The sequence below is a fragment of the Aeromonas sp. R2-2 genome, assembly GCF_040908355.1.
Lineage (GTDB): Bacteria > Pseudomonadota > Gammaproteobacteria > Enterobacterales > Aeromonadaceae > Aeromonas > Aeromonas veronii.
The window spans coordinates 1-22,735 of record NZ_JBFODQ010000064.1 but is presented as its reverse complement, the minus strand read 5'-3'; the positions used below and the strand labels follow the sequence as shown (position 1 = coordinate 22,735).

At 59.0% G+C, this 22,735-nt stretch carries 19 protein-coding genes; 9 read left to right on the top strand and 10 right to left on the bottom strand.

Translation table 11 applies throughout. The features are described 5' to 3' along the window. Positions 1-26: 26 nt before the first annotated feature. Positions 27-1,253, bottom strand: coding sequence for an alanine racemase (gene alr / locus AB5Z09_RS12840; protein WP_139460685.1), 1,227 nt, complete (start codon positions 1,251-1,253; stop codon positions 27-29). A 173-nt stretch (positions 1,254-1,426) separates the two neighbouring features. On the opposite strand from alr, the gene AB5Z09_RS12835 reads away from it, so the two are divergent. Then, the gene (locus tag AB5Z09_RS12835; RefSeq protein ID WP_019446653.1) at positions 1,427-1,876 is read left to right on the top strand and encodes an isoprenylcysteine carboxylmethyltransferase family protein; all 450 of its coding nucleotides are present in this window, start codon (positions 1,427-1,429) and stop codon (positions 1,874-1,876) included. Positions 1,877-1,969: 93 nt separating this feature from the next. Here the strand turns inward: AB5Z09_RS12835 and tapW are convergent, their stop codons facing one another. After that, positions 1,970-3,109: a type IVa pilus ATPase TapW gene (gene tapW, locus AB5Z09_RS12830; RefSeq protein ID WP_005361600.1), complete on the bottom strand. Its 1,140-nt coding sequence runs from the start codon at positions 3,107-3,109 to the stop codon at positions 1,970-1,972. A 58-nt stretch (positions 3,110-3,167) separates the two neighbouring features. Further along, on the bottom strand, positions 3,168-3,524 hold the full coding sequence (locus tag AB5Z09_RS12825) for a DMT family protein (protein WP_005353120.1): 357 nt from the start codon (positions 3,522-3,524) through the stop codon (positions 3,168-3,170). 112 nt (positions 3,525-3,636) lie between these two features. Between AB5Z09_RS12825 and AB5Z09_RS12820 the strand changes: the two genes are divergently transcribed. The 3 genes from AB5Z09_RS12820 (at position 3,637) to AB5Z09_RS12810 (ending at position 6,323) form a co-directional block, all read left to right on the top strand. Continuing rightward, positions 3,637-4,368, top strand: coding sequence for a substrate-binding periplasmic protein (locus tag AB5Z09_RS12820; protein ID WP_368195443.1), 732 nt, complete (start codon positions 3,637-3,639; stop codon positions 4,366-4,368). A 96-nt stretch (positions 4,369-4,464) separates the two neighbouring features. Further along, positions 4,465-5,472 carry a vitamin B12 ABC transporter permease BtuC gene (btuC, locus tag AB5Z09_RS12815; RefSeq protein WP_216948889.1) on the top strand — a complete coding sequence of 336 codons (1,008 nt, stop codon included), beginning with the start codon at positions 4,465-4,467 and terminating at the stop codon, positions 5,470-5,472. 53 nt (positions 5,473-5,525) lie between these two features. Then, positions 5,526-6,323, top strand: coding sequence for an ATP-binding cassette domain-containing protein (locus AB5Z09_RS12810; protein ID WP_201298863.1), 798 nt, complete (start codon positions 5,526-5,528; stop codon positions 6,321-6,323). Positions 6,324-6,439: 116 nt separating this feature from the next. Here AB5Z09_RS12810 and AB5Z09_RS12805 read toward each other — a convergent pair whose 3' ends face one another. Beyond that, a complete protein-coding gene (locus tag AB5Z09_RS12805) occupies positions 6,440-7,501 on the bottom strand; it encodes a 3-deoxy-7-phosphoheptulonate synthase (protein ID WP_103252338.1) in 1,062 nt (353 codons plus the stop codon). A gap of 144 nt (positions 7,502-7,645) precedes the next feature. Between AB5Z09_RS12805 and AB5Z09_RS12800 the strand changes: the two genes are divergently transcribed. Further along, positions 7,646-8,026 (top strand): diacylglycerol kinase, encoded by a 381-nt coding sequence (locus AB5Z09_RS12800; protein WP_005337641.1) that lies wholly within the window; start codon positions 7,646-7,648, stop codon positions 8,024-8,026. An 83-nt stretch (positions 8,027-8,109) separates the two neighbouring features. Here the strand turns inward: AB5Z09_RS12800 and serA are convergent, their stop codons facing one another. From serA to AB5Z09_RS12775, 5 genes are all read right to left on the bottom strand, one after another. Further along, a complete protein-coding gene (serA, locus tag AB5Z09_RS12795) occupies positions 8,110-9,342 on the bottom strand; it encodes a phosphoglycerate dehydrogenase (protein ID WP_005337639.1) in 1,233 nt (410 codons plus the stop codon). 324 nt (positions 9,343-9,666) lie between these two features. Then, complete coding sequence (gene rpiA / locus AB5Z09_RS12790) at positions 9,667-10,320, bottom strand: ribose-5-phosphate isomerase RpiA (protein ID WP_368195442.1); 654 nt, start codon at positions 10,318-10,320, stop codon at positions 9,667-9,669. Between the two features lie 161 nt (positions 10,321-10,481). Further along, entirely contained in the window at positions 10,482-11,078 is a 597-nt protein-coding gene (locus AB5Z09_RS12785; protein ID WP_058059524.1) for a 5-formyltetrahydrofolate cyclo-ligase, read from the bottom strand. A 210-nt stretch (positions 11,079-11,288) separates the two neighbouring features. After that, positions 11,289-12,623: a Na+/H+ antiporter NhaC family protein gene (locus tag AB5Z09_RS12780; RefSeq protein WP_368195441.1), complete on the bottom strand. Its 1,335-nt coding sequence runs from the start codon at positions 12,621-12,623 to the stop codon at positions 11,289-11,291. 428 nt (positions 12,624-13,051) lie between these two features. Next, on the bottom strand, positions 13,052-14,032 hold the full coding sequence (locus tag AB5Z09_RS12775) for an alpha/beta hydrolase (RefSeq protein WP_368195440.1): 981 nt from the start codon (positions 14,030-14,032) through the stop codon (positions 13,052-13,054). Positions 14,033-14,305: 273 nt separating this feature from the next. On the opposite strand from AB5Z09_RS12775, the gene dapB reads away from it, so the two are divergent. The 4 genes from dapB to AB5Z09_RS12755 all read left to right on the top strand — a co-directional run bounded on the left by dapB (position 14,306) and on the right by AB5Z09_RS12755 (position 21,622). Further along, on the top strand, positions 14,306-15,118 hold the full coding sequence (gene dapB / locus AB5Z09_RS12770; RefSeq protein WP_005347132.1) for a 4-hydroxy-tetrahydrodipicolinate reductase: 813 nt from the start codon (positions 14,306-14,308) through the stop codon (positions 15,116-15,118). A gap of 669 nt (positions 15,119-15,787) precedes the next feature. Beyond that, the gene (carA, locus tag AB5Z09_RS12765; RefSeq protein WP_005361585.1) at positions 15,788-16,924 is read left to right on the top strand and encodes a glutamine-hydrolyzing carbamoyl-phosphate synthase small subunit; all 1,137 of its coding nucleotides are present in this window, start codon (positions 15,788-15,790) and stop codon (positions 16,922-16,924) included. A 20-nt stretch (positions 16,925-16,944) separates the two neighbouring features. Next, positions 16,945-20,169, top strand: coding sequence for a carbamoyl-phosphate synthase large subunit (gene carB / locus AB5Z09_RS12760; RefSeq protein WP_005337626.1), 3,225 nt, complete (start codon positions 16,945-16,947; stop codon positions 20,167-20,169). A gap of 301 nt (positions 20,170-20,470) precedes the next feature. Next, the gene (locus AB5Z09_RS12755; RefSeq protein ID WP_100646200.1) at positions 20,471-21,622 is read left to right on the top strand and encodes a DUF1615 domain-containing protein; all 1,152 of its coding nucleotides are present in this window, start codon (positions 20,471-20,473) and stop codon (positions 21,620-21,622) included. A gap of 31 nt (positions 21,623-21,653) precedes the next feature. On the opposite strand, the gene AB5Z09_RS12750 is transcribed toward AB5Z09_RS12755, so the two are convergent. After that, the coding region (locus AB5Z09_RS12750; RefSeq protein ID WP_368195402.1) for an IS4-like element ISAs18 family transposase at positions 21,654-22,735 on the bottom strand (1,082 nt) is incomplete at its 5' end.

The window sequence follows — 22,735 nt, the reverse complement described above, 5'->3', positions numbered from 1 at the left end:
CGGGAGCCCTTTTTCATATCGCGTGATCAGCGTTTGATCTTTTTGGGGTTGGTGTAGCCCCAGATGGTGTACATGTCCGCCAGCAGGGCGCCGTTGTACTCCTCCAGATCCGCCTGTTTCACTTCGGTTTCACCCTGACGGCCAAACAGCACCACCTCGTCACCGGGTTTCACCCCTTTCAGATCCGTCACATCCACCATGATGGTGTTCATGGAAGTCTTGCCGACCACCGGCACCTTCTGACCCTGGATCAGCACATAGGCTTTGTTGCTGAGGGCGCGGCGATAGCCATCGGAGTAGCCCAGCGGCAGGTTGGCGAGCCAGGAGTCACGCTTGAGAGTAAAGGTGCGGTCATAACCGACGGTGTTGCCCGCGGCATAGTGGTTGACCGAGGCGACCTGGGTTTTGAATGCCATCACCCGCTTGTATTCGGTATGGGAGGGGATGGAGTCACCGTAGAGCAGGCCGCCCGGGCGCACCATGTCGAAGTAGGCGTCCGGCACGGCCAGGGTGGCGAAAGAGTTGGCTGCGTGGATGGTGATCTTGCTGCGATCCAGCTTGCCCGCTTCCAGCAGCCACTGGGAGTCCAGTTTGAACTGGGCCAGCCCCATCTTGACGTCCTCTTTCTCCTCCACCGGGAAGTGGGTCATGATGCCGACCGGGGTGATCCCCTTGAGCTTGAGCATGGCCAGCGCATCCTGTTTGGCATCGGCCAGACGCAGGTCGATGCCGTTGCGGCTCATGCCGGCGGAGTTGAGCGCGATATGCACCGGAATGGTGGTGTGGTGGCGCTGGGCGATATCGGCGATACCCTGGGCACTCACCAGACTGCCGATCAGCTCCTCCATCTTGTAGGGCAGGGCCTGCTCTACTTCATCCGGGGTGGCAGCACGCACCCGCATCAGACGGCCGGTAAAGCCCTTCTCGCGGGCTACGCGGGCCTCTTCGTTGCTGGCGATGCCGATGCAGGGGATATTGGCCTTGACCACGGAGGGGACCAGCAGGTCGATGCCATGACCGTAAGCGTCGGCCTTCATGATGGCGCAGATCTGCGGGCCCTTGTCACCGAGACGATCCTTGAGGGTCTGGATATTGTGCTCAAAGGCGCCCAGATCCACTTCCAACCAAGCGTTGCTGGCGGTTTGCTCCTGGCCGTTGCGATGATCCGTCGCAAGGGGCAGATAGGGAGCCGCAACGGCTTGGCCCGCGAGCAGGCCGAAGATCAGGGTAGCCAGCAGAGTTTTCTTGTGCATGGTGATTCCTTTTTGTTGTTCGCGTTGGATAGTTTGGACGGGGTCGGCCACATTGGTGGTGGTTTAACCACAACTTGTTGTTATTATTATGATCTTTGTCACTCTCAACAGGCGCTGACTGGGTGGGAGTCTACCGCAACACGGGTTCGGCCGACACTCGTCAGGGGAAGAAAATGGTCAATCTTGAGTTACGTTTGCCACCACCGCTGATCTTCCTGCTCTGTGCCGGGGCCATGTGGTGGCTAAGAGGGGAGAGTCAGCCCGGCATCTGGGCAATGGCGCTGATGGCTGTGCTGGTCGTGGCGGGGGCCATCATGGGATTTGGTGCCCTGCAACGGTTTCGTCACCACCAGACCACGGTCAGCCCCACCAAACCTCAGCACACCAGTCGTCTGGTGACCTGTGGCGTCTATCGTGTCAGTCGCAATCCCATGTATCTGGGGCTGCTCTGCTGGCTGGCCGCCTGGGGCTGTTATCTCGGTGGAAGTTGGGTCTGGGTTGGGCCAATCGTGCTGGTGGCCTGGCTGACCCGCTTCCAGATCATGCCGGAGGAGCGGCTGTTGCATGCCCGTTTCGGCGACGAGTATGTGGCGTATTGCCAGCGCGTTCGCCGTTGGTGCTGACTGGCTGTGATCTGCGTGAGCTGAGGGATAAGTCGGGCCAGCCGTGCTGGATAAAGAGAACCCCGGGCAGGCCCGGGGTTCTCGAGGGACAGGTTAGAAAAAATCGCCCTTCTCGTCCTTGGTGGGTTCGAGGCTCCAGCCGGTGGCATCGCTGCTGCTGGCAATCTGCCCCTTCTCCTTCCACAGCTTGATCTTGAGGCGCAGGTTGTTGGCCGAGTCGGCGTTTTTCACCGCCTCTTCTTCCTCAATCACCCCTTCCACCACCAGATCGAACAGGGCACTGTCGAAGGTGACCATGCCAAGGGCCTTGGATTTTTCCATCACCTCCTTGAGGCCGCCAAATTCACCGCGCTTGATCATGTCGCGGATGGTGTGGGTGCCGAGCATGATCTCCACTGCGGCTCGGCGGCCGCCATCGGTGGTTTTCACCAGCCGCTGGGAGACAAAGGCCTTGAGGTTGTTGCCCAGATCGTTGAGCAGTTGCGGGCGGCGCTCCTCGGGGAAGAAGTTGATGATGCGATCCAGCGCCTGGTTGGCGTTGTTGGCGTGCAGGGTGGAGATGGCAAGGTGGCCGGTTTCGGAGAAGGCCAGCGCATGCTCCATGGTCTCGCGATCGCGGATCTCGCCGATAAGAATGACGTCCGGCGCCTGACGCAGGGTGTTTTTCAGGGCGGCGTGGAAGCTGCGGGTATCCACGCCAACCTCCCGCTGGTTGATGATGCTCTTGCGGTGGCGATGAACGAACTCCACCGGATCTTCGATGGTGATGATGTGGCCACCGCTGTTGCGGTTGCGATGGTCGATAAGCGCCGCCAGCGAGGTAGATTTACCCGAGCCGGTACCGCCGACAAACAGTACCAGACCGCGTTTCTCCATGATGGTGTCGAGCAACACAGGCGGGAGTTTGAGATCTTCAAAGCGGGGGATGTCGGTCTTGATGTTGCGGGCCACCAGAGAGACTTCGTTACGCTGTTTGAAGATGTTGACCCGAAAGCGGCCGATCTGGGGCAGGGAGATGGCAAGGTTCATCTCCAGATCCTTCTCGAACTGCTGCTTCTGCTCGCCATCCATGATCTCGGCGGCGATCCGCGCCACTTCACCCGGCTCCAGCGGCGTTTCGTTGAGGGGGCGCAGGCCGCCGTTAAACTTGGCGCAGGGGGGCGCGCCGGTCGACAGATAGAGGTCTGAGCCATCCTGCTTGGCCAGGATCTGTAACATGTCTCGCAATTCCATTTTTTTGCCTCGTCGATCAATGAGATGCCATGAGCGGGATGATATTGAGTGTACAGCCTCAGGCGCCGGTCAGTTTCTCGCGAAAGACAAAAAAGACCGCACCGAGAATGCAGAGCCCTGCCCAGAGATAGTCCCATTTCAGATCTTCCTTGAGATAGAAGATAGAGAAGGGGACGAATACGGTGAGTGTGATCACTTCTTGCAGGATTTTAAGTTGGCCCACGCTCATCACCGTATGGCCGATGCGGTTGGCAGGCACTTGCAGCAGGTATTCGAACAGGGCGATACCCCAGCTCACCAGGGCGGCAATGATCCAGGGTTTATGGTTCATGCTCTTGAGGTGAGCGTACCAGGCGAAGGTCATAAAGACGTTGCTGCAGAGCAGCAGACCGATACTGGCGAAAATCGGGTTCATAGGGTTCTCCTTGAAAATCCGGCGCATTTTATCCCTGAACCACGGGTTTTCATACGTGGTGCGGGAGGGTATTTTTAACCAACAGGATAAGCCGTGCGAGGTATGCGACGGGATGGGCAAGTTATGCGGGATTGTGTTGTTACTGTTATTTGCCATGCCGGTGCGAGCGACCCCGACGCTGACGGTGGCCACCGATCTGTGGCCGCCATTTCGCATCCTGCAAGCGGATGGCCGGTTGCAGGGGCTCGACATGGACATCCTGCGCCGGTTGCAACAGGCGAGCGGCATTGAGTTGCAGGTACGGCGGATGCCGTGGGGCAGGGCGCTCAAGCAGATGCAGACCGGTCAGGTCGATCTGATGATTGGCCTCGCCTATACCGCCGAGCGGGCGCAGTTTATCGACTATCTGCAGCCTGCCTACTATCAGTGCTGGCCCGCGTTTTATGGTCAGCCGGTCAATGTGGCCCGGATCCACCAATACCGCGATCTGCAGGGGGAGAAGGTGGGCTATGTGCTCAACTCTGCCTACTTTGAGCCCTTCAACAGTGACAGCCGCCTCGACAAGCACGGAGTACCCACCGAAGATCAGCTGCTGCGCATGGTGCAGCGCGGTCACCTGCCGCTGATGATTGGCACCGACTGCCAGGTGGACTATGCCCTGAGTCAGGGAAATGCAAGCCGGATAGGCAAGGCGGACTACCGCCCCGCCACGCCGGTGACCCTCTATCTGGGGATGAGCAAGCACTCACCTCACCAGTCACTGCGCCAGCCTTTGCTGGTGGCGCTGCAAAATCTGGTGGCCAGCGGCGAGATAAGCGTGATGGCAAAGCGTTACCAGCCTTGACCTTGGGTGGCAAGCCACTGTTATCATGCCCTTTTCCTGCTTCCCCCCGACGCTGCGACTGTGCCGGGGGGAAGCCTTGTTATTCGGGGATCATCCTTGTACCTCTCCCTTATCGCCCGCCAACAGCGCTGGCAGCGGCGCTGGCTCTGTGGCCTGACGCTGCTGACCCTGCTGCTGTTTCTCTTCTCCCTCGTCTGGGGCGAGTTTGTGCTGCTGCCCTGGCGGCCTCTTGGCGAGCTCGAACAGCGCATCCTGCTGGAGCTGCGCCTGCCGCGCGCCTTGCTGGCCCTCTTGGCTGGCGCAGCCCTTGCCTGTGGCGGCGCCGTATTGCAGGTGATGCTGCACAACCCGGTGGCCGAACCCGGGCTGCTTGGTGTCTCGAGCGGCGCTGGCCTTGCCGCCATGGTGGCGATGGCGGTGGCCAAGTCCCTCGGCCTCTATCTGCCCGGCTGGGGGCTGTCGCTGGCGGCCTTTGGTGGCGCCTTGCTGGTGACCATGCTGCTCATTCGGCTGGCTCGCCGGGCGCGTCTCGGCCATGCCCGCTTGCTATTGTTTGGGGTGGCCATCGGCATTCTCACCAATGCCGCCATGACCTGGTTGATGTACTTTGCCGATGATGGCTCCTTGCGTGAATTCATGTTCTGGATGATGGGCAGCCTCTCTTACGGCAGCCAGCAGTTCGGCTGGTGGTGGCTGGTGCTGCCGCTCACCCTGGGCTGGCTCTGCTGGCAGGGCAAGGCACTGCAACAGTTGTTGTTGGGAGAGACTCAGGCCCGCTTGATGGGGATGGATGTCGACAAGATGCGGGTGCGGCTGGTGCTGGCGGTCTGTCTGCTGACCGGTGTGGCGGTGTCGTTGTGTGGTGTCATCGGTTTTGTCGGGTTGGTGGTGCCCCATCTGCTGCGGCTCTGCGGTGGCAGCGATCAGCGCTTTCTGCTGCCTGCTTCGGCGCTTGGCGGCGGGGCCCTGCTGCTGGCGGCCGATCTGGTTGCTCGATCCACCCTGAGCGCGGGGGAGTTGCCTATCGGCGTCATCACTGCCTCGGTGGGGGCGCCGCTCTTTATCTACCTGCTATTGAGGCAAACTGCCGATGGTGCTGCATGATTTGGTCGGGGCGCGCAGTCTCCTTATTTACCCGTTGTTGAGGCAAGATGCCGATGTCGCCCGCTGATCCCATGCCGGTTTCTTCTCGTGCTGCTGCGCCGCTGCTGGAGGCGCGCGCACTCGCCATTGCTGGACGGCTCTCTCCCCTGGATATCTGCTGGCATGGCGGCCAGTTGGTGGCGCTGCTTGGCCCCAATGGCAGTGGCAAGTCGACCCTGCTCGGGGCGCTGGCGGGGATTTTACCCGCCGATGGCACAGTGCTGCTGGGGGGGGAAGTGCTTACTGACCTGAGTTGGCCCGAGCTTGCCAAACGGCGTGCCATGCTGCCCCAGCGTCAGCCCCAGCTGTTTCATATTCCGGTGTTTCAGGTGTTGAGCCTCGGGCTCAATGAGGCGGTTGCGCCCGCCAGACAGAACGAGGCGATAAATGCATTGTGCGAGGTATTGGAGCTGGAAGCTTTGCTGGCTCGTGACTTCAGCCGGTTGTCGGGGGGCGAGCAGCAGCGGGTGCTGATTGCCCGCACCCTGCTGCAGGTGTGGCCGGTCCTCAATCCGACCGGCAAGGTGCTGCTGCTGGACGAGCCGCTGGCGGGGCTCGATCTGCATCATCAGCTGGCGCTGTTGCGCTTGCTGAAAACCCTGGCCGCTCAGGGTTTGCTGGTGGTGCTCGCCATCCACGATATCAATCTGGCCATCGACTGGGCCGACCGCATTCTCTGCCTGCAAAGGGGCGCGGTGGTGCGAGAAGGGGGTGTCGAGCTGGTGGATGAGGCGCTGCTGGCGCAGGTATTCCAGATCCGCACCGACCGCATCGAAGCGGCAGGGCGCGTGTGGTTTATGCCCAGTTTGTAAGTAGGGTGTACAGGAAAGAGGGCGCATGTAGGGCCGATTAGCGAAGCGTAATCGGCTGACAGCAAGAAGAAGGGGCCGGTATCAAAAATACCGGCCCCATTGGTTTTATTCGCAGTTCAAGCCTGTTTGCTCAGGCGCACCTGTGCGGCTTCGGCCAGCATCGCCAGCAGGGTTTCGGTGTCGCTCCATGACAGGCAGGCATCTGTGATGCTCTGGCCAAAGGTGGCGGCGCAGCCGTTCTCCACATCCTGACGCCCTTCCACCAGGAAGCTTTCTGCCATGATGCCGGCGATGCCGGTACGGCCGCGGCGCAGCTGATCGCAGATATCTTGCGCCACCAGCAGCTGACGGCGGTGATCCTTCATGCTGTTGCCGTGGCTGAAATCGACCACCAGACGCTCCGGCAGGCCCACATCGGCCAACGCTTCACAGGCTTCATCGACACTGGCGGTGTCGTAGTTGGGTCGGTGGCCGCCACGCAGGATCACATGACCAAAGGGGTTACCGGCGGTGCGGTAGATGGTCATCTTGCCGTCTTTGTCCGGCGAATAGAAGATGTGGCTGTGGCGGGCGGCGCGTACCGCATCGATGGCGATGCGGGTATTGCCGTCGGTGCCGTTCTTGAAGCCGACCGGGCAGGAGAGGGCCGAAGCCATCTCGCGGTGTACCTGGGATTCGGTGGTACGAGCGCCGATGGCGCCCCAGGTGATGAGGTCGGCAATATACTGGCCGGTCACCATATCGAGGAATTCGGTGGCGGTGGGCATGCCGATCTCGTTGATGTCGACCAGCAGTTTGCGCGCCAGTTTCAGCCCTTCGTTGACATCGAAACTGCCATCAAGGCGCGGGTCATTGATCAGCCCTTTCCAGCCGACGATGGTGCGCGGCTTCTCGAAGTAGGTGCGCATCACGATGCAGAGACTCTCTTTATACTGCTCGCGCAGGGCGTTGAGGCGCAGGGCATACTCGCGAGCAGCAGCGGGATCATGGATAGAGCAGGGGCCGACAATGACCAGCAGGCGCTGATCGTCTCCGGCCAGAATGGCTTCCACTTCGCGACGGGCATCCAGCAGATTCTGGGCAATGGTATCGGTGATCGGAAACGCGTGTGCAAGCTCGCTCGGAGTGATCAGTGACTCCAGGCGACGGGTGCGCAATTCATCTGTGTGAATGGACATACAACTCAAGTCTCGAGTGGGTGGTGTCAGCCGCAAGGGGCGAAAAAGCAAAGAGATAAAATAAAGCAAAAGTCCCCTGATTGAAACCTTGGGGGGCTCTGATAGGATGTGAGGCCAAAATCGATTCCAAATGAGGTAGATAGCGTGGCAAAGCCAGGGGCAACCGGGGTCACCCGCATCATCAACGCAACCGGTTACAGCATGAAGGGGCTCAAGTCAGCCTGGATTAACGAGGCGGCGTTTCGGCAGGAGCTGATGCTGATCCTGTTGCTGATGCCGCTGGCCTTCTGGCTGGGGGATTCCCTCAACCAGATCCTGCTGCTTATCGTCATCAGCTGGCTGGTGGTGATCGTCGAGATCCTCAACTCAGCCATCGAAGCTGTGGTAGACCGGGTTGGCTCCGAGCATCATGAGCTCTCCGGTCGCGCCAAGGATTTGGGCTCTGCCGCCGTCTTTATCGCGCTAGCCCTGAACGCCCTGGTATGGGGGGCGCTGGTGGGCCGCAACCTGTTGGGATGGTGGTAAGCCATCACGCAGCTATCAGGCTCCACAACGTAAAAAAGCCCGTCATCATGACGGGCTTTTTGCTGCTTGGATACACGGATCTATCAGTGGAGGATGCGGGCACGGATGGTGCCGTTGATCTCCTTGAGCTTGGCGAGCGCCTTCTCGCTGTGCTCGGTCTCCACGTCGATCACCACGTAACCGATATGGCTGCTGGTCTGCAGGTATTGACCGGCGATGTTGATCCCCTCTTCGGCGAAGATCTGGTTGATCTGGTTCATCACACCCGGCTGGTTGCGGTGAATGTGCAGCAGGCGGCTGGAGCCCTTGTGGCCCGGCAGCGACACTTCCGGGAAGTTGACGGCGGAGAGGGTAGAGCCGTTGTCGGAGTATTTGACCAGCTTGTTGGCCACTTCCAGCCCGATGTTCTCCTGCGCTTCATGGGTGGTGCCACCGATGTGCGGGGTCAGGATCACGTTCTCCAGCCCACGCAGCGGGCTTTGGAACTCCTCGTCGTTGGACTTGGGCTCGACCGGGAAGACGTCGATGGCTGCGCCGGCAATATGGCCGCTCTTGATGACGTCAGCCAGCGCATCGATATCCACCACGGTACCGCGGGCGGCGTTGATGAAGATGGCGCCCGGTTTCATCATCCGCAGCTGCTCGGCACCGATCATGTTCTTGGTGGAGGCGGTCTCCGGCACGTGCAGGCTGATGACGTCAGACATATTGAGCAGCTCGACCATGCTTGGCACCTGGATGGCGTTGCCCAGCGAGAGCTTGTTCTCGATATCGTAGTAATAAACTTTCATGCCGATGCTCTCGGCGATGATGCCAAGCTGGGTACCTATGTGGCCGTAGCCGATGATGCCAAGCTTCTTGCCGCGCGCTTCCACCGAGCGGTTGGCCAGTTTTTCCCACACGCCGCGATGGCACTTGGCGTTCTTCTCGGGGATGCCGCGCAGCAGCAGCAGGATCTCGCCCAGTACCAGCTCGGCGACCGAACGGGTGTTGGAGAAGGGGGCGTTGAAGACCGGAATACCGCGGATCTGGGCCGCTTCCAGCTCGACCTGGTTGGTACCGATGCAGAAGCAGCCGATGGCGACCAGCTTGTTGGCGGCGTCGAGGACTTTCTCGGTGATCTGGGTGCGGGAGCGCAGCCCGATGAAATGGACGTCGCGGATCTGCTCAATCAGCTCCTCTTCGGAGAGCGAGGTCTTGAGATACTCCACACTGGTGTAACCTGCGGCACGAAAGGTCTCTACGGTGTTGGGATGAACCCCCTCCAGCAGCAGAACCTTGATTTTATCCTTGTCCAACGAAAACTTGGCAGTCATGACGATCCCTCTGTATGTGCAAACGTAAGTGCAGATTTGGTGTGCGAAGAAAACCGTAAAGTAGCAAAAACGTTTGGGAGAGGGAATATTTGTGACGAAAGTCAAATTCTTTGAAGTTATCAACGAATGTTGTAAACATCCGTATGCAACTTGTTGAGGGATAAATAAAAACGGCGCCATCAGGCGCCGTCATTTATTCACAGTGCAATGTTTGGGTCATATCCCATCCCGGGGCTCAATCAACGCCGCTGTTGCGTCAGAGGTTACAGAGTGGCGCTGGCGAGCGAGGGAGGATGCCGCTGCACTGTGTTACCGGTGTCGGGATTACTGAGTAATCACGCCGTCCGGCGTACCGATCAGGACCACATCGGCGCCGCGCGCGGCGAACAGGCCGTTGGTGACCACACCAACAATGGCGTTCAGTCGTACTTCCAGCGCCTTGGGGTCGGTAATGGCCATCCCTTTCACATCCAGAATGTGGTTGCCGTTGTCGGTGACTACCCCTTCACGCCACACCGGGTTGCCACCCAGTTTGCGGATTTCGCGGGCCACGTATTCGCGGGCCATCGGGATCACTTCCACCGGCAGCGGGAACTGGCCCAGCACGTCGACGGTCTTGGTGTTGTCGATGATGCAGATGAACTTGTCAGCGACGGCGGCAACGATCTTCTCGCGGGTCAGGGCTGCGCCACCGCCCTTGATCATGTCGCGGGTTGCGTTGATCTCGTCGGCGCCATCCACATAGACGGAGAGGGCGTCGATCTCGTTGAGATCATATACGGTGATGCCGAAGCCCTTGAGGCGCTCGGTAGAAGCCACGGAGCTGGATACCGCCCCCTTGATCTCGTCCTTCATGGTCGCCAGCGCGTCGATAAAGTGGTTGACGGTAGAGCCGGTGCCCACCCCGACGATGGTGCCGGGAACCACATACTTGAGCGCAGCCCAACCGGCCGCCTTCTTCATTTCATCTTGAGTCATGATCGTTCCTTAAGAAAAAAGCGGGCGCATTATATCCAACCCGGTACCCCGTCGCGACCTTGTTGCTCACGTTCCGGGGCAAAAAGAGGGAGTTTGTAAATCGTTTGCCTGTTTATTCTGCGTTTGCGCGCACAAAGCAGGGGCTGCCTGCCAAAAACAGCCTATTCAAAGCGCCAGCAGTGGCTCGGGGTGATGATCTGGGGCAGCGGCACATCCCACTCCTCTTGCGGGACGGCATCTACCTGCTGGCAGTCGTGGGCAATGCCGAGTGGCTTGGGGCCCAGCTTGTGCTCATGCCAGATGGCGAGAGTGCGATCGTAGTAGCCGCCCCCCATGCCAAGGCGATTGCCCTGGGCATCGAAGGCGACCAGCGGGGTGCAGATAAGATCGAGCGTGCTGTGGGGCACCACCTGCAGGATATCCAGCTCCGGCTCTTCGATGCCGTAGCGGTTGCGTACCATGGGGCTGGTGGCGGTATAGCGCAAAAAGAGCAGGTGACCCGGGGTAAAGGGGTGGAGCACCGGCAGGTAGACCTCTTTGTGCTGGGCCCACAGCCAGTGGATGGTGGGCAGGGGGTTGATCTCCCCGTCATTGGCCAGATAGAGGGCAATGCGTTTGGCGGCGAGGATCTCGGGGTGTTGCTTGAACTGGGCCAGCAGCTGTTGGGCCGCCAATTGCTGCTCGGCCGGACTCAGATTTTTGCGGCGTTGACGAACCAGTTGGCGCAGGGATTGACGTTCGGGTTGGGACTCATGCATGGGGAACCTCTGGTATAGCTGCGCATCGATGGCTTGAACGCGCTCTACCTTAGCACATTCACTCTTGACGTTAAGGGGCAGGGGAACTCCCGCCCCGGACGGCTGATGCCCGGAACGGTGGGATAAATGCTGGCGGATCCGTTAGTGAGTCAACAAGGGACAGGGTGTAGCCCCTGTTGACAGCATGTCGGCGCGCCAGCCTCTGGTTTGTTACTTGTCAGCCTTGCCACGCATCTGGTGCTTCACAAACACTGCAATGAGTGCCGCTACCGCGAGTGCCATCGGGTAGAAACTCATGCTCACCACCGCCAACGGCGACAGGGCGAAGATGGACCCCAGCAGCAGCGCCTGTGCGCCCCAAGGGATCAGACCCTGTACCACGCAGGAGAAGATATCGAGCATGGAGGCGGCTCGGCGCGGGGTGACACCGTGGTGTTCGGCCAGATCCCGGGCTACCTTGCTGGCGACGATAATAGCCACCGTGTTGTTGGCGGTGCACAGGTTGGTGAGACTCACCACCCCGGCGATGCCGAGCTCGGCCGCTTTCTCGTTCTGTTCACCATTGTGCTCGCGAGTGAAACGGGCAATCAGGGCGCTGATGCGCTCGCTGATCCAGGCCAGACCACCCTGACGCTCCATCAGGGCGCCGAGACCGCCGATCAGCATGGAGAGCAGGAAGATCTCCTGCATGCCGGTAAAGCCCTGATAGATATCCTTGCTGAACTGACCGATGGCGTAGCCGTTGATTATGCCCACCACTCCGGCGGCCAGAATACCGATCCCCAGCACCACAAACACATTCACTCCGGCGAGCGCCAGCCCCAGGATCAGCAGATAAGGCATCACCTTGAACAGCTCGATGGCGCTGCCGTTGGCAGGGGATTCACCCACTGAGCCCAGGGTCAGATAGAGCAGGATCACCGCGATGGCGGCAGGGGCCGCAATCTTGAAGTTCTCGCGGAACTTGTCCTTCATCTCGCACCCCTGACTGCGGGTTGCTGCTATGGTGGTGTCGGAGATGATGGAGAGGTTATCGCCAAACATGGCGCCGGAGAGAATGGTGCCTGCCATCAGCACAGGATCGATACCGGCCGCCTGCGCCACGCCCAGCGCGACCGGCGCCACTGCACCTATGGTGCCCATGGAGGTGCCCATAGCGGTAGCAATAAAGGCAGAGATGAGGAACAGCCCGGGCAACAGCGCCCAGCCAGGGATGAGCGACAGGCCCAGCGCCACAGTAGCATCAACCCCGCCGGTGGCCTTGGCCACGCTGGCAAAGGCGCCCGCCAGCAGATAGATAAGGCACATCGCCATGATATTGCTGTGGCCGACCCCCTTGAAGAAGGTCTCCAGATTGCTGTTGAAGCTCTCTTTGCCAAGCAGCAGGGCGAGCATCACCGCAGGCAGGGCTGCAACCGGAGCGGGCAGCTGATAGAAGGCGAATTCGACCCCCTGCAGGGTCAGCCAGGTACCGGTACCGATAAAGAGTGCGAGAAAAACCAGAAGTGGCAGCAAGGCCCTGGCACTGGGTTGAGTCTGGATCATGTGTTCCTCTGAAATTGAACAATGACCTCCTGTCATAAACTGCTTTGTACCTGTATCGGATAGGGATAGGGGGAAAACAGGGCGGGCATCCTGCCGCATTGGGGTGCCCACAGTAGTGAGTCAACCTCGCTTGGTCAAGATAGACGTCCAGATGGATAGGTGTTTTTGTTTGATGATTCTGGCGTTGTTGAGATATCCAAAGAATATTCGGAAAAAGAAGTTGGCGCTGTTTATTGTTCATTGCTGTTCTGACGCAGTCCGCGGGTATCGCGTGCCTTTAATAAGGAAAGAGGTAAACGATAAGATCTCTGCATGCCATCTTGGGGATTTCTCCCGCTGCCAAACGTCAGCCGCACCTCTCTCTATCTCTACGTGAGCATGGTGCGGATATTTCCAGAACGCGTGGACACAAGACCTGGGCTGTGTGGTTACTGTGTCAGTTTCTCCACCGCCTGAACGGCTGTCGCGAGAGCATCCTGTTCCAGCGTCAGCGGAATGTGGCCAATTCCGGGCAGCAGGGTGACAGGCCAGGAGATGCCGAGACGTCTTAACTCAGGTTCAAGTTGATCTGTTTGGAAGGCTTCGTCATTTGCACCCGCGATCACGGCGCAGGGGCGTTGCACATTGCGTAAATTCTGCTGATAGTCGCGCTCTGGTTGAAAGTTAGAGGCAAGGTTGAAGGAGTAAGAGGGGGTCAGCAGGGATTTCGCCTCATCATTAAGGGCAAAGTTCAGCACGGTCAGATGGTTGAGTGCGGAAATATGGAAACCGTTAAGGATGCTCAGGGCGATGAGGCGAGGCAAGCCGACACGCACCCAGCCACCGCTGTTGGGCTGGTAGTTGGCGGCGGTGGGGCCGAGATAGGGGGAGAGCAGCAGATAGCTCTCGAACAGGGTTTGTCGCGCACTGCCAGCAACACGCAGGACAAAGCCACCCCCTGACGAGAAGCCGACGAGTGTTGCAGGCTTGTCGGGGGCCACCGACTTGATGAAATCTTCCAGATCGTCTTCAAGCTGGCCGATGTAGGCAATGGTGCCTTTGTTGCCCGATGCGCCATGGCCGCGAATATCGAGGGCGTAGGCGTCGTATCCCGCTTGCGAAAAGGCGTTCGCCATCTTGTGCATGCTCTGACTGCTGGCAGAAGAGCCGTGAACCAGTACCACGCTGCCCTTGACCTTGTTGTTCTTCGTATTGCCCTCTGCGCCATAGTGCCGATAGGCCAGCTGCGTGCCGTCACGCGCCGGGTATCTTGAGAGGGGTGGCATGTTGCTCCAGTCACTCCCCTTGAAAGGGTCGTTGATGCTGGCCATCGCCGGTGCCGGACTCGGCCCGCCAAACAGCAGAGCCGCGGCCAGCATGACCAGGGTCAGTGATATCAACCCCACAGCAAACAGCAATCCTGCGCTCATCCTTGCACCTCATTTGATATCGACACGGGCGTTGCCCTGATTTTGCTTATGCTGGCATTTCACTCGTTCGAACCTATCAGATGGCACCCGGTCTGCCAAATGATGGAGTGAGACGATGAAAAACGGCCTGTGACCAAAAGGAAGTTATTGGCCAGCCAGCGGGCACTGCCGTTGGCGAGTGCAGCAAGGAGTGGTGGCATCATGGCTTTTCAAACCCCGCGCGGGCTGGTAAAACGGTCTCTTTCCATAATTAAAAGAGATGAGAGGGTGGAGATGGACAATCCGATCCGTGTGGCCGTGATGGGCTGTAATGGTCGTATGGGCAAAGTGCTGCTGGAGGCCATCACCAACACCGATGGCGTAGTGGTCGGGGCGGCGCTGGAGCGGCCGGGTTCGGCGGTGATCGGTCTTGATGCCGGTGAGCTCAATGGGCTGGGCCATCTGGGTGTGGCCATCAGCGACAGTCTTGACAAGGTGCGTGACGAGTTTGATCTCATCATCGACTTCACCCGTCCCGAGGTGACCCTGGCCAATCTGGCCTTTGCGCTGGCCCACCACAAGCAGATGGTGATCGGCACCACCGGTTTTGACGATGCAGGCAAGGCAGCCCTGAAAGAGGCTGGCAAGCAGATCGGCATAGTATTCGCCTCCAACTACTCGGTCGGGGTCAACCTGGTGTTCAAGCTGCTGGAGCAGGCCGCCAAGGTGATGGGGGATTACACCGACATCGAGATCATCGAGGGCCACCATCGCCACAAGGTGGATGCGCCATCCGGTACCGCGCTCTCCATGGGGGAAGTGGTCGCCAAAACGCTGGGCCGTGATCTCAAGGAGTGCGCCGTCTATGGCCGCGAGGGGATCACTGGCGAGCGGGATCGCAACACTATCGGCTTTGCCACTATTCGCGCCGGCGATCTGGTGGGGGAGCATACCGTCATGTTTGCCGATATCGGCGAGCGGGTGGAGATCAGCCACAAGGCCTCCAGTCGCCTGACCTTCGCCAACGGTGCTGTGCGAGCGGGCAAGTGGCTTGGTCAGCAGGGTGCCGGTCTTTATGACATGCAGGATGTGCTCAATCTCAAGTGATGCCTCTGTGCGGCACTTTCGTACTACTGCTACCCAGTGAAAAACCCCGGCTTGCCGGGGTTTTTGCTGTCAGCCAGTCAGAGTTTGTGTAAAAAGGCACTCTGTCGGTAATTTTAATCTGAATGCCTTATAAATCACACTATTGCGTTATCTGCCAGATTTTCCCTTCCTGAATGTCATCACCAGGTAACAGATTTGAGCATCTTTATGGCGGATAAAGCCATTTTTTTACATGGACTGGAAAAGACTAAAAATTCAAACGAAGAAAAACGTTTTCCATTTTTCATGTTCACTCTTGTCATCATAAAAGCGTTAAATTTGTCATTAATGTTTTTTGCGTAAAAATAAATGTCATTGTTTTAATTGGTTTTTTTGTTTGTTTTTGTCGCTATTGCTGGCTTGGTGGCATCTTTTGATGGTGGTTTTTCCTTTTCTTTCGCGGGAGGGGGTTGCAAAGCGATTGAGTGCATAGATAATGGGTAATGTTGCTTTTTTATTGAATTTAGATGCATTTCATTCGAGAAAAGACGTTGAAATGCCACTTTTTTTAAGTAGAATGCGCCCAATTTGCCAGAAATCTGCCGGGTTCGAGTCCTGTCCAAGACCGGAACCGAGCCCGCAACACCCAGGTAAATTGCTGAATTTAAAGCTAAATAACTGGAGGTTGTCTTGAATCACACTGCATTGCTAGTGCTGGAAGATGGAACTGTGTTCAAAGGCGTGTCGATAGGCGCCGAGGGATGTTCCGTTGGTGAAGTGGTTTTCAATACGTCGATGACGGGCTATCAGGAAATCCTCACCGATCCCTCTTATTCCCGTCAGATAGTCACCCTCACTTACCCCCATATAGGCAACACCGGCACCAACAGCGAAGATGAAGAGTCCAGTCAGATCCATGCTCAGGGATTGATCATCCGGGACCTTCCGATACTTGCCTCCAATTTCCGCAATCAGCAATCCCTCTCCGAATACCTCAAGTCTCACAACATCGTTGGCATCGCCGACATCGACACCCGTAAACTGACCCGCATCCTGCGCGAGAAAGGCGCTCAGGCTGGCTGCATTCTGGCCGGGAAACAGGTCGATGAAGCCTATGCCCTCGAACAGGCCCGTGCCTTCCCCGGTCTGAAGGGGATGGACTTGGCCAAAGAGGTGACGGTTGGTGAGGCGTACAACTGGACGACCGGGAGCTGGCAGCTTGGCAAGGGACATGTCACCCCGGATGCCGACCAGCTGAAATACCACGTGGTGGCCTATGACTTCGGCGTCAAGCGCAACATCCTGCGGATGCTGGTTGACCGTGGCTGCCGCCTGACCGTGGTGCCTGCCAAGACCCCGGCCGCCGAGGTACTGGCGATGAACCCGGATGGCATCTTCCTCTCCAACGGCCCCGGCGACCCCGAGCCGTGCGACTACGCCATCGAGGCCATCAAGGCTTTCCTTAATACCAACACGCCGGTATTCGGCATCTGTCTGGGTCACCAGCTGCTGGGTCTGGCCTCCGGTGCCAAGACCGTCAAGATGAAGTTTGGCCACCACGGTGCCAACCATCCGGTGAAGAGTCTCGATGACAACACTGTGATGATCACCGCCCAGAACCACGGCTTTGCGGTAGACGAGAACAGCCTGCCGGATTGCCTGCGCGCCACCCACGTCTCCCTGTTCGATGGTTCCCTGCAAGGTATCCATCGCACCGACCGTCCGGCCTTCAGCTTCCAGGGGCACCCCGAAGCGAGCCCGGGCCCGCACGACTGTGCCGGTCTTTTTGACCACTTTATTGAATTGATTAAGCAGTATCGCGCCTAAGAAATAGAGGAAAGAGTTTCATGCCAAAACGTAACGACCTTCAGAGCATCCTGATCCTCGGCGCCGGCCCCATCGTCATCGGCCAAGCCTGCGAATTTGACTACTCCGGCGCCCAGGCGTGCAAAGCCCTGCGCGAGGAGGGCTACCGCGTCATTCTGGTCAACTCCAACCCGGCCACCATCATGACCGACCCGGAGATGGCAGACGCCACCTACATCGAGCCCATCACCTGGGAAGTGGTGCGCGAAATCATCAAGAAAGAGCGCCCGGACGCCATCCTGCCCACCATGGGTGGCCAGACTGCGCTCAACTGCGCACTGGCACTGGAGAAGCATGGTGTGCTGGCCGAGTTCGGTGTCGAGATGATCGGTGCCACCGCCGACGCCATCGACAAGGCCGAAGACCGCTCCCGTTTTGACAAGGCGATGCGCAGCATTGGCCTGGAGTGCCCGCGCGCCGGTATCGCCCACAACATGGAAGAGGCGTGGGGCGTGCAGCAGATGGTCGGCTTCCCCTGCATCATCCGTCCCTCCTTTACCATGGGCGGCTCGGGTGGCGGCATCGCCTACAACACCGAAGAGTTCGTCGAGATCTGCGAGCGCGGTCTGGACTTGTCGCCGACCAAAGAGCTGCTCATCGACGAGTCGCTGATCGGCTGGAAAGAGTACGAGATGGAAGTGGTGCGGGATCGCAACGACAACTGCATCATCGTCTGCGCCATCGAAAACTTCGACCCCATGGGTATCCACACCGGTGACTCCATCACGGTCGCGCCAGCCCAGACGCTGACCGACAAGGAGTACCAGCTGATGCGCAACGCCTCCATGGCGGTGCTGCGCGAGATCGGCGTCGAGACCGGCGGCTCCAACGTCCAGTTCGGTATCAACCCGAAAGATGGCCGCATGGTCATCATCGAGATGAACCCGCGGGTGTCGCGCTCCTCTGCGCTGGCCTCCAAGGCGACCGGTTTCCCCATTGCCAAGATCGCTGCCAAGCTCGCCATCGGTTACACCCTCGACGAGCTGATGAACGACATCACCGGCGGTCGCACTCCGGCCTCCTTCGAGCCGGCCATCGACTACGTGGTCACCAAGGTACCGCGCTTCAACTTCGAAAAGTTCGCCGGTGCCAACGACCGTCTGACGACCCAGATGAAGTCGGTCGGCGAAGTGATGGCCATCGGCCGCAACTTCCAGGAGTCCCTGCACAAGGCGCTGCGCAGCCTCGAAACTGGCAAAACCGGCTTCGACCCCATGGTTGACCTCAATGCCCCGGACTCCCTGACCCGCATCCGTCACGAGCTGCAGGACGCTGGTAGTGACCGTATCTTCTACATCGCCGATGCGTTCCGCGCCGGTCTCTCCATGGATGGCATCTTCAAGCTGACCAAGATTGACCCCTGGTTCCTGGTACAGATTGAAGACCTGGTGAAACTGGAAGAAGAGGTGAAAGAGCGCGGCATGGCCGGTCTCGATGCCGACTTCCTGCGTGCCCTGAAGCGCAAAGGCTTTGCCGATGCCCGTCTGGCCAAGATCCTCGGCGTGGCCGAAGGGGAAGTGCGCAAACTGCGTGCCCGCCACAACATCTTCCCGGTCTACAAGCGGGTCGATACCTGCGCCGCCGAGTTCGCCACCAACACCGCCTACATGTACTCCAGCTATGACGAGGAGTGCGAAGCGGCCCCGAGCAACCGCGACAAGATCATGATCATCGGCGGCGGCCCGAACCGTATCGGTCAGGGTATCGAGTTTGACTACTGCTGCGTGCACGCGGCGCTGGCCCTGCGCGAAGATGGTTACGAGACCATCATGGTCAACTGCAACCCGGAGACCGTCTCCACCGATTACGACACCTCGGATCGTCTCTACTTCGAGCCGGTGACCCTGGAAGATGTGCTGGAAATCGTGCGCATCGAAAAACCCAAGGGCGTCATCGTTCAGTACGGTGGCCAGACCCCGCTGAAACTGGCCCGTGCACTGGAAGCCAACGGCGTGCCGATCATCGGTACCAGCCCGGATGCCATCGACCGCGCCGAAGACCGCGAGCGCTTCCAGTCTGCCGTCGAGCGCCTCGGCCTCAAGCAGCCGGAAAACGGCACCGTCACCGCGCTGGAGCAGGCTGTGCTGCTGGCCGAGCGGATCACCTACCCGCTGGTGGTTCGCCCCTCCTACGTGCTGGGTGGCCGCGCCATGGAAATCGTCTATGACGAGCAGGATCTGCGTCGCTACTTCGCCGAGGCGGTGAGCGTCTCCAACGAATCGCCGGTACTGCTGGACCGCTTCCTGGACGATGCGACCGAGCTGGACGTGGATGCCATCTGCGACGGCACCGACGTGGTCATCGGCGGCATCATGGAGCACATCGAGCAGGCCGGTATCCACTCCGGTGACTCCGGTTGCTCCCTGCCTCCCTATACCTTGTCCAAGAAAATTCAGGACGAGATCCGCGAGCAGGTGCGCAAGCTGGCGCTGGAGCTCGGCGTTATCGGCCTGATGAACGTGCAGTTCGCGGTCAAGGGCGATGACATCTACCTCATCGAGGTGAACCCGCGTGCCGCCCGTACCGTGCCGTTCGTCTCCAAGGCGACCGGTGCCCCGCTGGCCAAGATTGCCGCCCGTGTGATGGCCGGTCAGTCGCTGCAAGAACAGGGCTTCACTAAAGAGATCATCCCACCCTACTACTCGGTGAAAGAGGTGGTACTGCCGTTCGCCAAGTTCCCGGGGGTTGACCCGCTGCTGGGGCCAGAGATGCGCTCTACCGGTGAGGTTATGGGGGTGGGCAGCAGCTTTGCCGAGGCCTATGCCAAGGCGCAGCTGGGTGCCAACCACGCCGTACCGAAAGAGGGGCGCGCCCTGTTGTCGGTGCGCCACAGCGACAAGGCGCAGGTGGTCGACTTGGCCGCCAAGCTGCTGGAGCTGGGCTACGAGCTGGATGCCACTCACGGCACCGCGGTCGCGCTGGGTGAAGCAAGCATCAACCCGCGCCTGGTCAACAAGGTGCACGAAGGTCGCCCGCACATTCTCGACCGCATCAAGAATGGCGAGTACACCTACATCGTCAACACCGCCGAAGGGCGAGTGGCGATCCAGGACTCCAAGCAGCTGCGTCGCGCCGCCTTGCAGAACAAGGTGGCGTATACCACCACCATGAATGAGGCGTTTGCCACCTGCATGGCCATCAGCGTGGATGCCACCGCCAACGTCAACTCGGTGCAGGAGCTGCACCAGAAGGTGAAAAACCGCTAAGAGTTTGCAGCGGGCATCAGCCCGACTTGCCAGACGACCAACCCCCGCCAGCGATGGCGGGGGTTTCTTTTTATCAGGCGCTCACCGTTCGGTTCGGGCCGGGTGAATCCTTGAAGAAGGTCATGTCTTCCTCATCGCAGACAACGGATGGCGCGTGGGGTGGCAAAAGCTGGCAAGGGGAGGGGATGCTGCGAGCGCGGGTTTCAACTGCAGCAGGCAATCCTCTACAATGGCCCCACTTTGCTTGTCAGTGCAGTGCCAGCGGCGCTGCCTGTAGGGCCTACAAAAAATGGACATGCTTATGACCGCTTTGCCTTCCTGTCGTCTTCTTGCCTTCTGCGCTGCCTTGTTGCTGGCCGGTTGTGCCAGTGATCCCGCCTCCGCGCCTGCCAAAGAGGCGAGCGTGAGCAACCCCAAAACGCCGCCTGCCATGCAGCCGCGCAAACCGGCGGATATGAAGAGCCGCATCGTGCGCTTCTTGCCCCGTCAGGTGCCTGACAAACAGGGGTGGGCCAACGACGTGGTGACGGCGCTCACCACCCAGGGGGTGACGGTCAATGATCACAATGTCTGCAGCGTGCTGGCGGTGGCGGAGCAGGAAGCCACTTATCAGGCCGACCCCGTGGTGCCGGGCCTTGGCAAGATCGCCTGGAAAGAGATCAACTCACGGGCAGCCAAGCTGCTGATCCCCGAATTTATGGTGCGGGCCGCGCTCTCCATCAACTCGCCCACCGGCAAGAGCTATGCCGAGCGCATCGACAAGTTGCGTACCGAACGGGAGATGAGTGAAATCTTCGAAGATATGATCAGCATGCTGCCGATGGGCAAGACGCTGTTTGGCAACCTCAACCCGGTGCATACCGGTGGCCCGATGCAGGTGAGCATCGCCTTTGCCGAGGCCAACGCCCGTGGCTACCCCTATCCAATCAAGGATTCCATTCGCCACGAAGTCTTTACCCGTCGCGGCGGCATCTGGTTTGGCACCAAGCATATCTTCGGTTATCCCGTCGACTACCCGGATACCCTCTACCGCTTTGCCGACTTCAACGCCGGCTGGTATGCCAGTCGCAATGCCGCTTTTCAGGCCGCCGTCAGCCGCTTGAGTGGCAAAACTCTGGCGCTGGACGGGGATCTGATCCGCTATGACTCGGATCTGCCGGGCAACACCGAGCTGGCCGTCTACACCCTCGCCAACCGGGTCAATATGAGCAAACAGGCGATCCACCAGAGCCTGCGTAAAGGGGATACCGCCGAATTTGCCGAGACCGATCTCTACCATCGCATCTTTACCCTGGCCGACAAGCAAGCGGGCAAGCGACTGCCCCGCGCCATCCTGCCCGGCATTCAGCTAAAGAGCCCGAAAATCACCCGCAACCTCACCACCGCCTGGTTTGCCAAGCGGGTAGATGACAGGGAGCAACGCTGCGTGCGGCAGATGGCGACGATTAGGTAAGAAGCTCAGAGATCCCCTCATTTTTAGAGACTCAAATAATTCCAAGTGTGCGGGTATATAAGCGGTGTTGCTTCAGGTAGTAGATAAATTTATCCATCAACAAGACCGCATTGGCTTCTTTCATTTTAGGTAGCAACTGGTAATAGATGACCCCTTGCCGAAAGAACGAATAGGTTCGGCTCTTGCTGGTATTGACCTTGATCGTTCTCTCTAGACCGACACTGTCTCCAGCCTTACCCAGCAGCGTCAGCAAGACGATGGCCAGGGCACTGAATAAAAACAGTCGGTCGCGCCGGACCGGATTACTGATGTGCACATCTCCCATACCCATGCCGAATTTGTAATCTTTGATATCACGAAAACTGGTCTCGATACCCCAGCGCTGGCCGTATAGTTGCAACGCCTTGGCGGCGCTCAGGTCGGTCCGGTTACTGGCCAGAAACCACGCGTCTTTCATGCCACTCTTATGACAACAATAGACCCGTTCGACAGGCTGTCGCTGCCCAGTTAGCTCCACCGCTTTGAGGGTTCGGGTGCGCCCGGTCGGCGTTAGCCAGTGCCGAGCTGGAACCTGCTCTACACCAGGGTAACCAACCAAAACATTTCCTTTAAATCTAATGAGATAAGCAAAGCCTAGCTCTTGCTCCAGGCGTTCGAACAGCTCCATGTAACCAAAGCCGCGGTCAGCTACTACCGTCACGAAGATACCCTCTGGCAACGTCTGCTTGAGCTTGGTGAGCAGCTCTTTCTCATGGGCATTGCGTTGCCCTTTGAGCAACGATTTCCGATGGGTTTTCCACAGCAGCGGAGTACTGCGACCGTGGTTGGTTTGCAGGCTGATAACCAAGGTACTGTGATCATCGGCATCGAATTCGGTCCAGTCCATGGAGACTACGATCTCGGTACGTTCACCGACCACATAGGGCACCCAATCGTCAAAGAGGCTCCAGACATTGAGCTTGGTGTTAGTGAGCAGGCGATCCACCTGTTTAACCGCATGTTTACGTTCGAGACCGTTGGCCAAGGAGAGGCCACTACCGATGGCGTGGATGGCCAGTGAACCTGACTCGATAACCCCGAGGGTAGCATTGGCGAGGGAAAGAACACGCTTAG

Excerpts from the sequence above, each read along its gene's own strand:
- alr (WP_139460685.1), bottom strand. The coding sequence starts at position 1,253 with ATGCACAAGAAAACTCTGCTGGCTACCCTGATCTTCGGCCTGCTCGCG.
- AB5Z09_RS12835 (WP_019446653.1), top strand. The coding sequence starts at position 1,427 with ATGGTCAATCTTGAGTTACGTTTGCCACCACCGCTGATCTTCCTGCTC.
- tapW (WP_005361600.1), bottom strand. The coding sequence starts at position 3,109 with ATGGAATTGCGAGACATGTTACAGATCCTGGCCAAGCAGGATGGCTCA.
- AB5Z09_RS12825 (WP_005353120.1), bottom strand. The coding sequence starts at position 3,524 with ATGAACCCGATTTTCGCCAGTATCGGTCTGCTGCTCTGCAGCAACGTC.
- AB5Z09_RS12820 (WP_368195443.1), top strand. The coding sequence starts at position 3,637 with ATGGGCAAGTTATGCGGGATTGTGTTGTTACTGTTATTTGCCATGCCG.
- AB5Z09_RS12810 (WP_201298863.1), top strand. The coding sequence starts at position 5,526 with ATGTCGCCCGCTGATCCCATGCCGGTTTCTTCTCGTGCTGCTGCGCCG.
- AB5Z09_RS12805 (WP_103252338.1), bottom strand. The coding sequence starts at position 7,501 with ATGTCCATTCACACAGATGAATTGCGCACCCGTCGCCTGGAGTCACTG.
- serA (WP_005337639.1), bottom strand. The coding sequence starts at position 9,342 with ATGACTGCCAAGTTTTCGTTGGACAAGGATAAAATCAAGGTTCTGCTG.
- rpiA (WP_368195442.1), bottom strand. The coding sequence starts at position 10,320 with ATGACTCAAGATGAAATGAAGAAGGCGGCCGGTTGGGCTGCGCTCAAG.
- AB5Z09_RS12785 (WP_058059524.1), bottom strand. The coding sequence starts at position 11,078 with ATGCATGAGTCCCAACCCGAACGTCAATCCCTGCGCCAACTGGTTCGT.
- AB5Z09_RS12780 (WP_368195441.1), bottom strand. The coding sequence starts at position 12,623 with ATGATCCAGACTCAACCCAGTGCCAGGGCCTTGCTGCCACTTCTGGTT.
- AB5Z09_RS12775 (WP_368195440.1), bottom strand. The coding sequence starts at position 14,032 with ATGAGCGCAGGATTGCTGTTTGCTGTGGGGTTGATATCACTGACCCTG.
- dapB (WP_005347132.1), top strand. The coding sequence starts at position 14,306 with ATGGACAATCCGATCCGTGTGGCCGTGATGGGCTGTAATGGTCGTATG.
- carB (WP_005337626.1), top strand. The coding sequence starts at position 16,945 with ATGCCAAAACGTAACGACCTTCAGAGCATCCTGATCCTCGGCGCCGGC.
- AB5Z09_RS12755 (WP_100646200.1), top strand. The coding sequence starts at position 20,471 with ATGACCGCTTTGCCTTCCTGTCGTCTTCTTGCCTTCTGCGCTGCCTTG.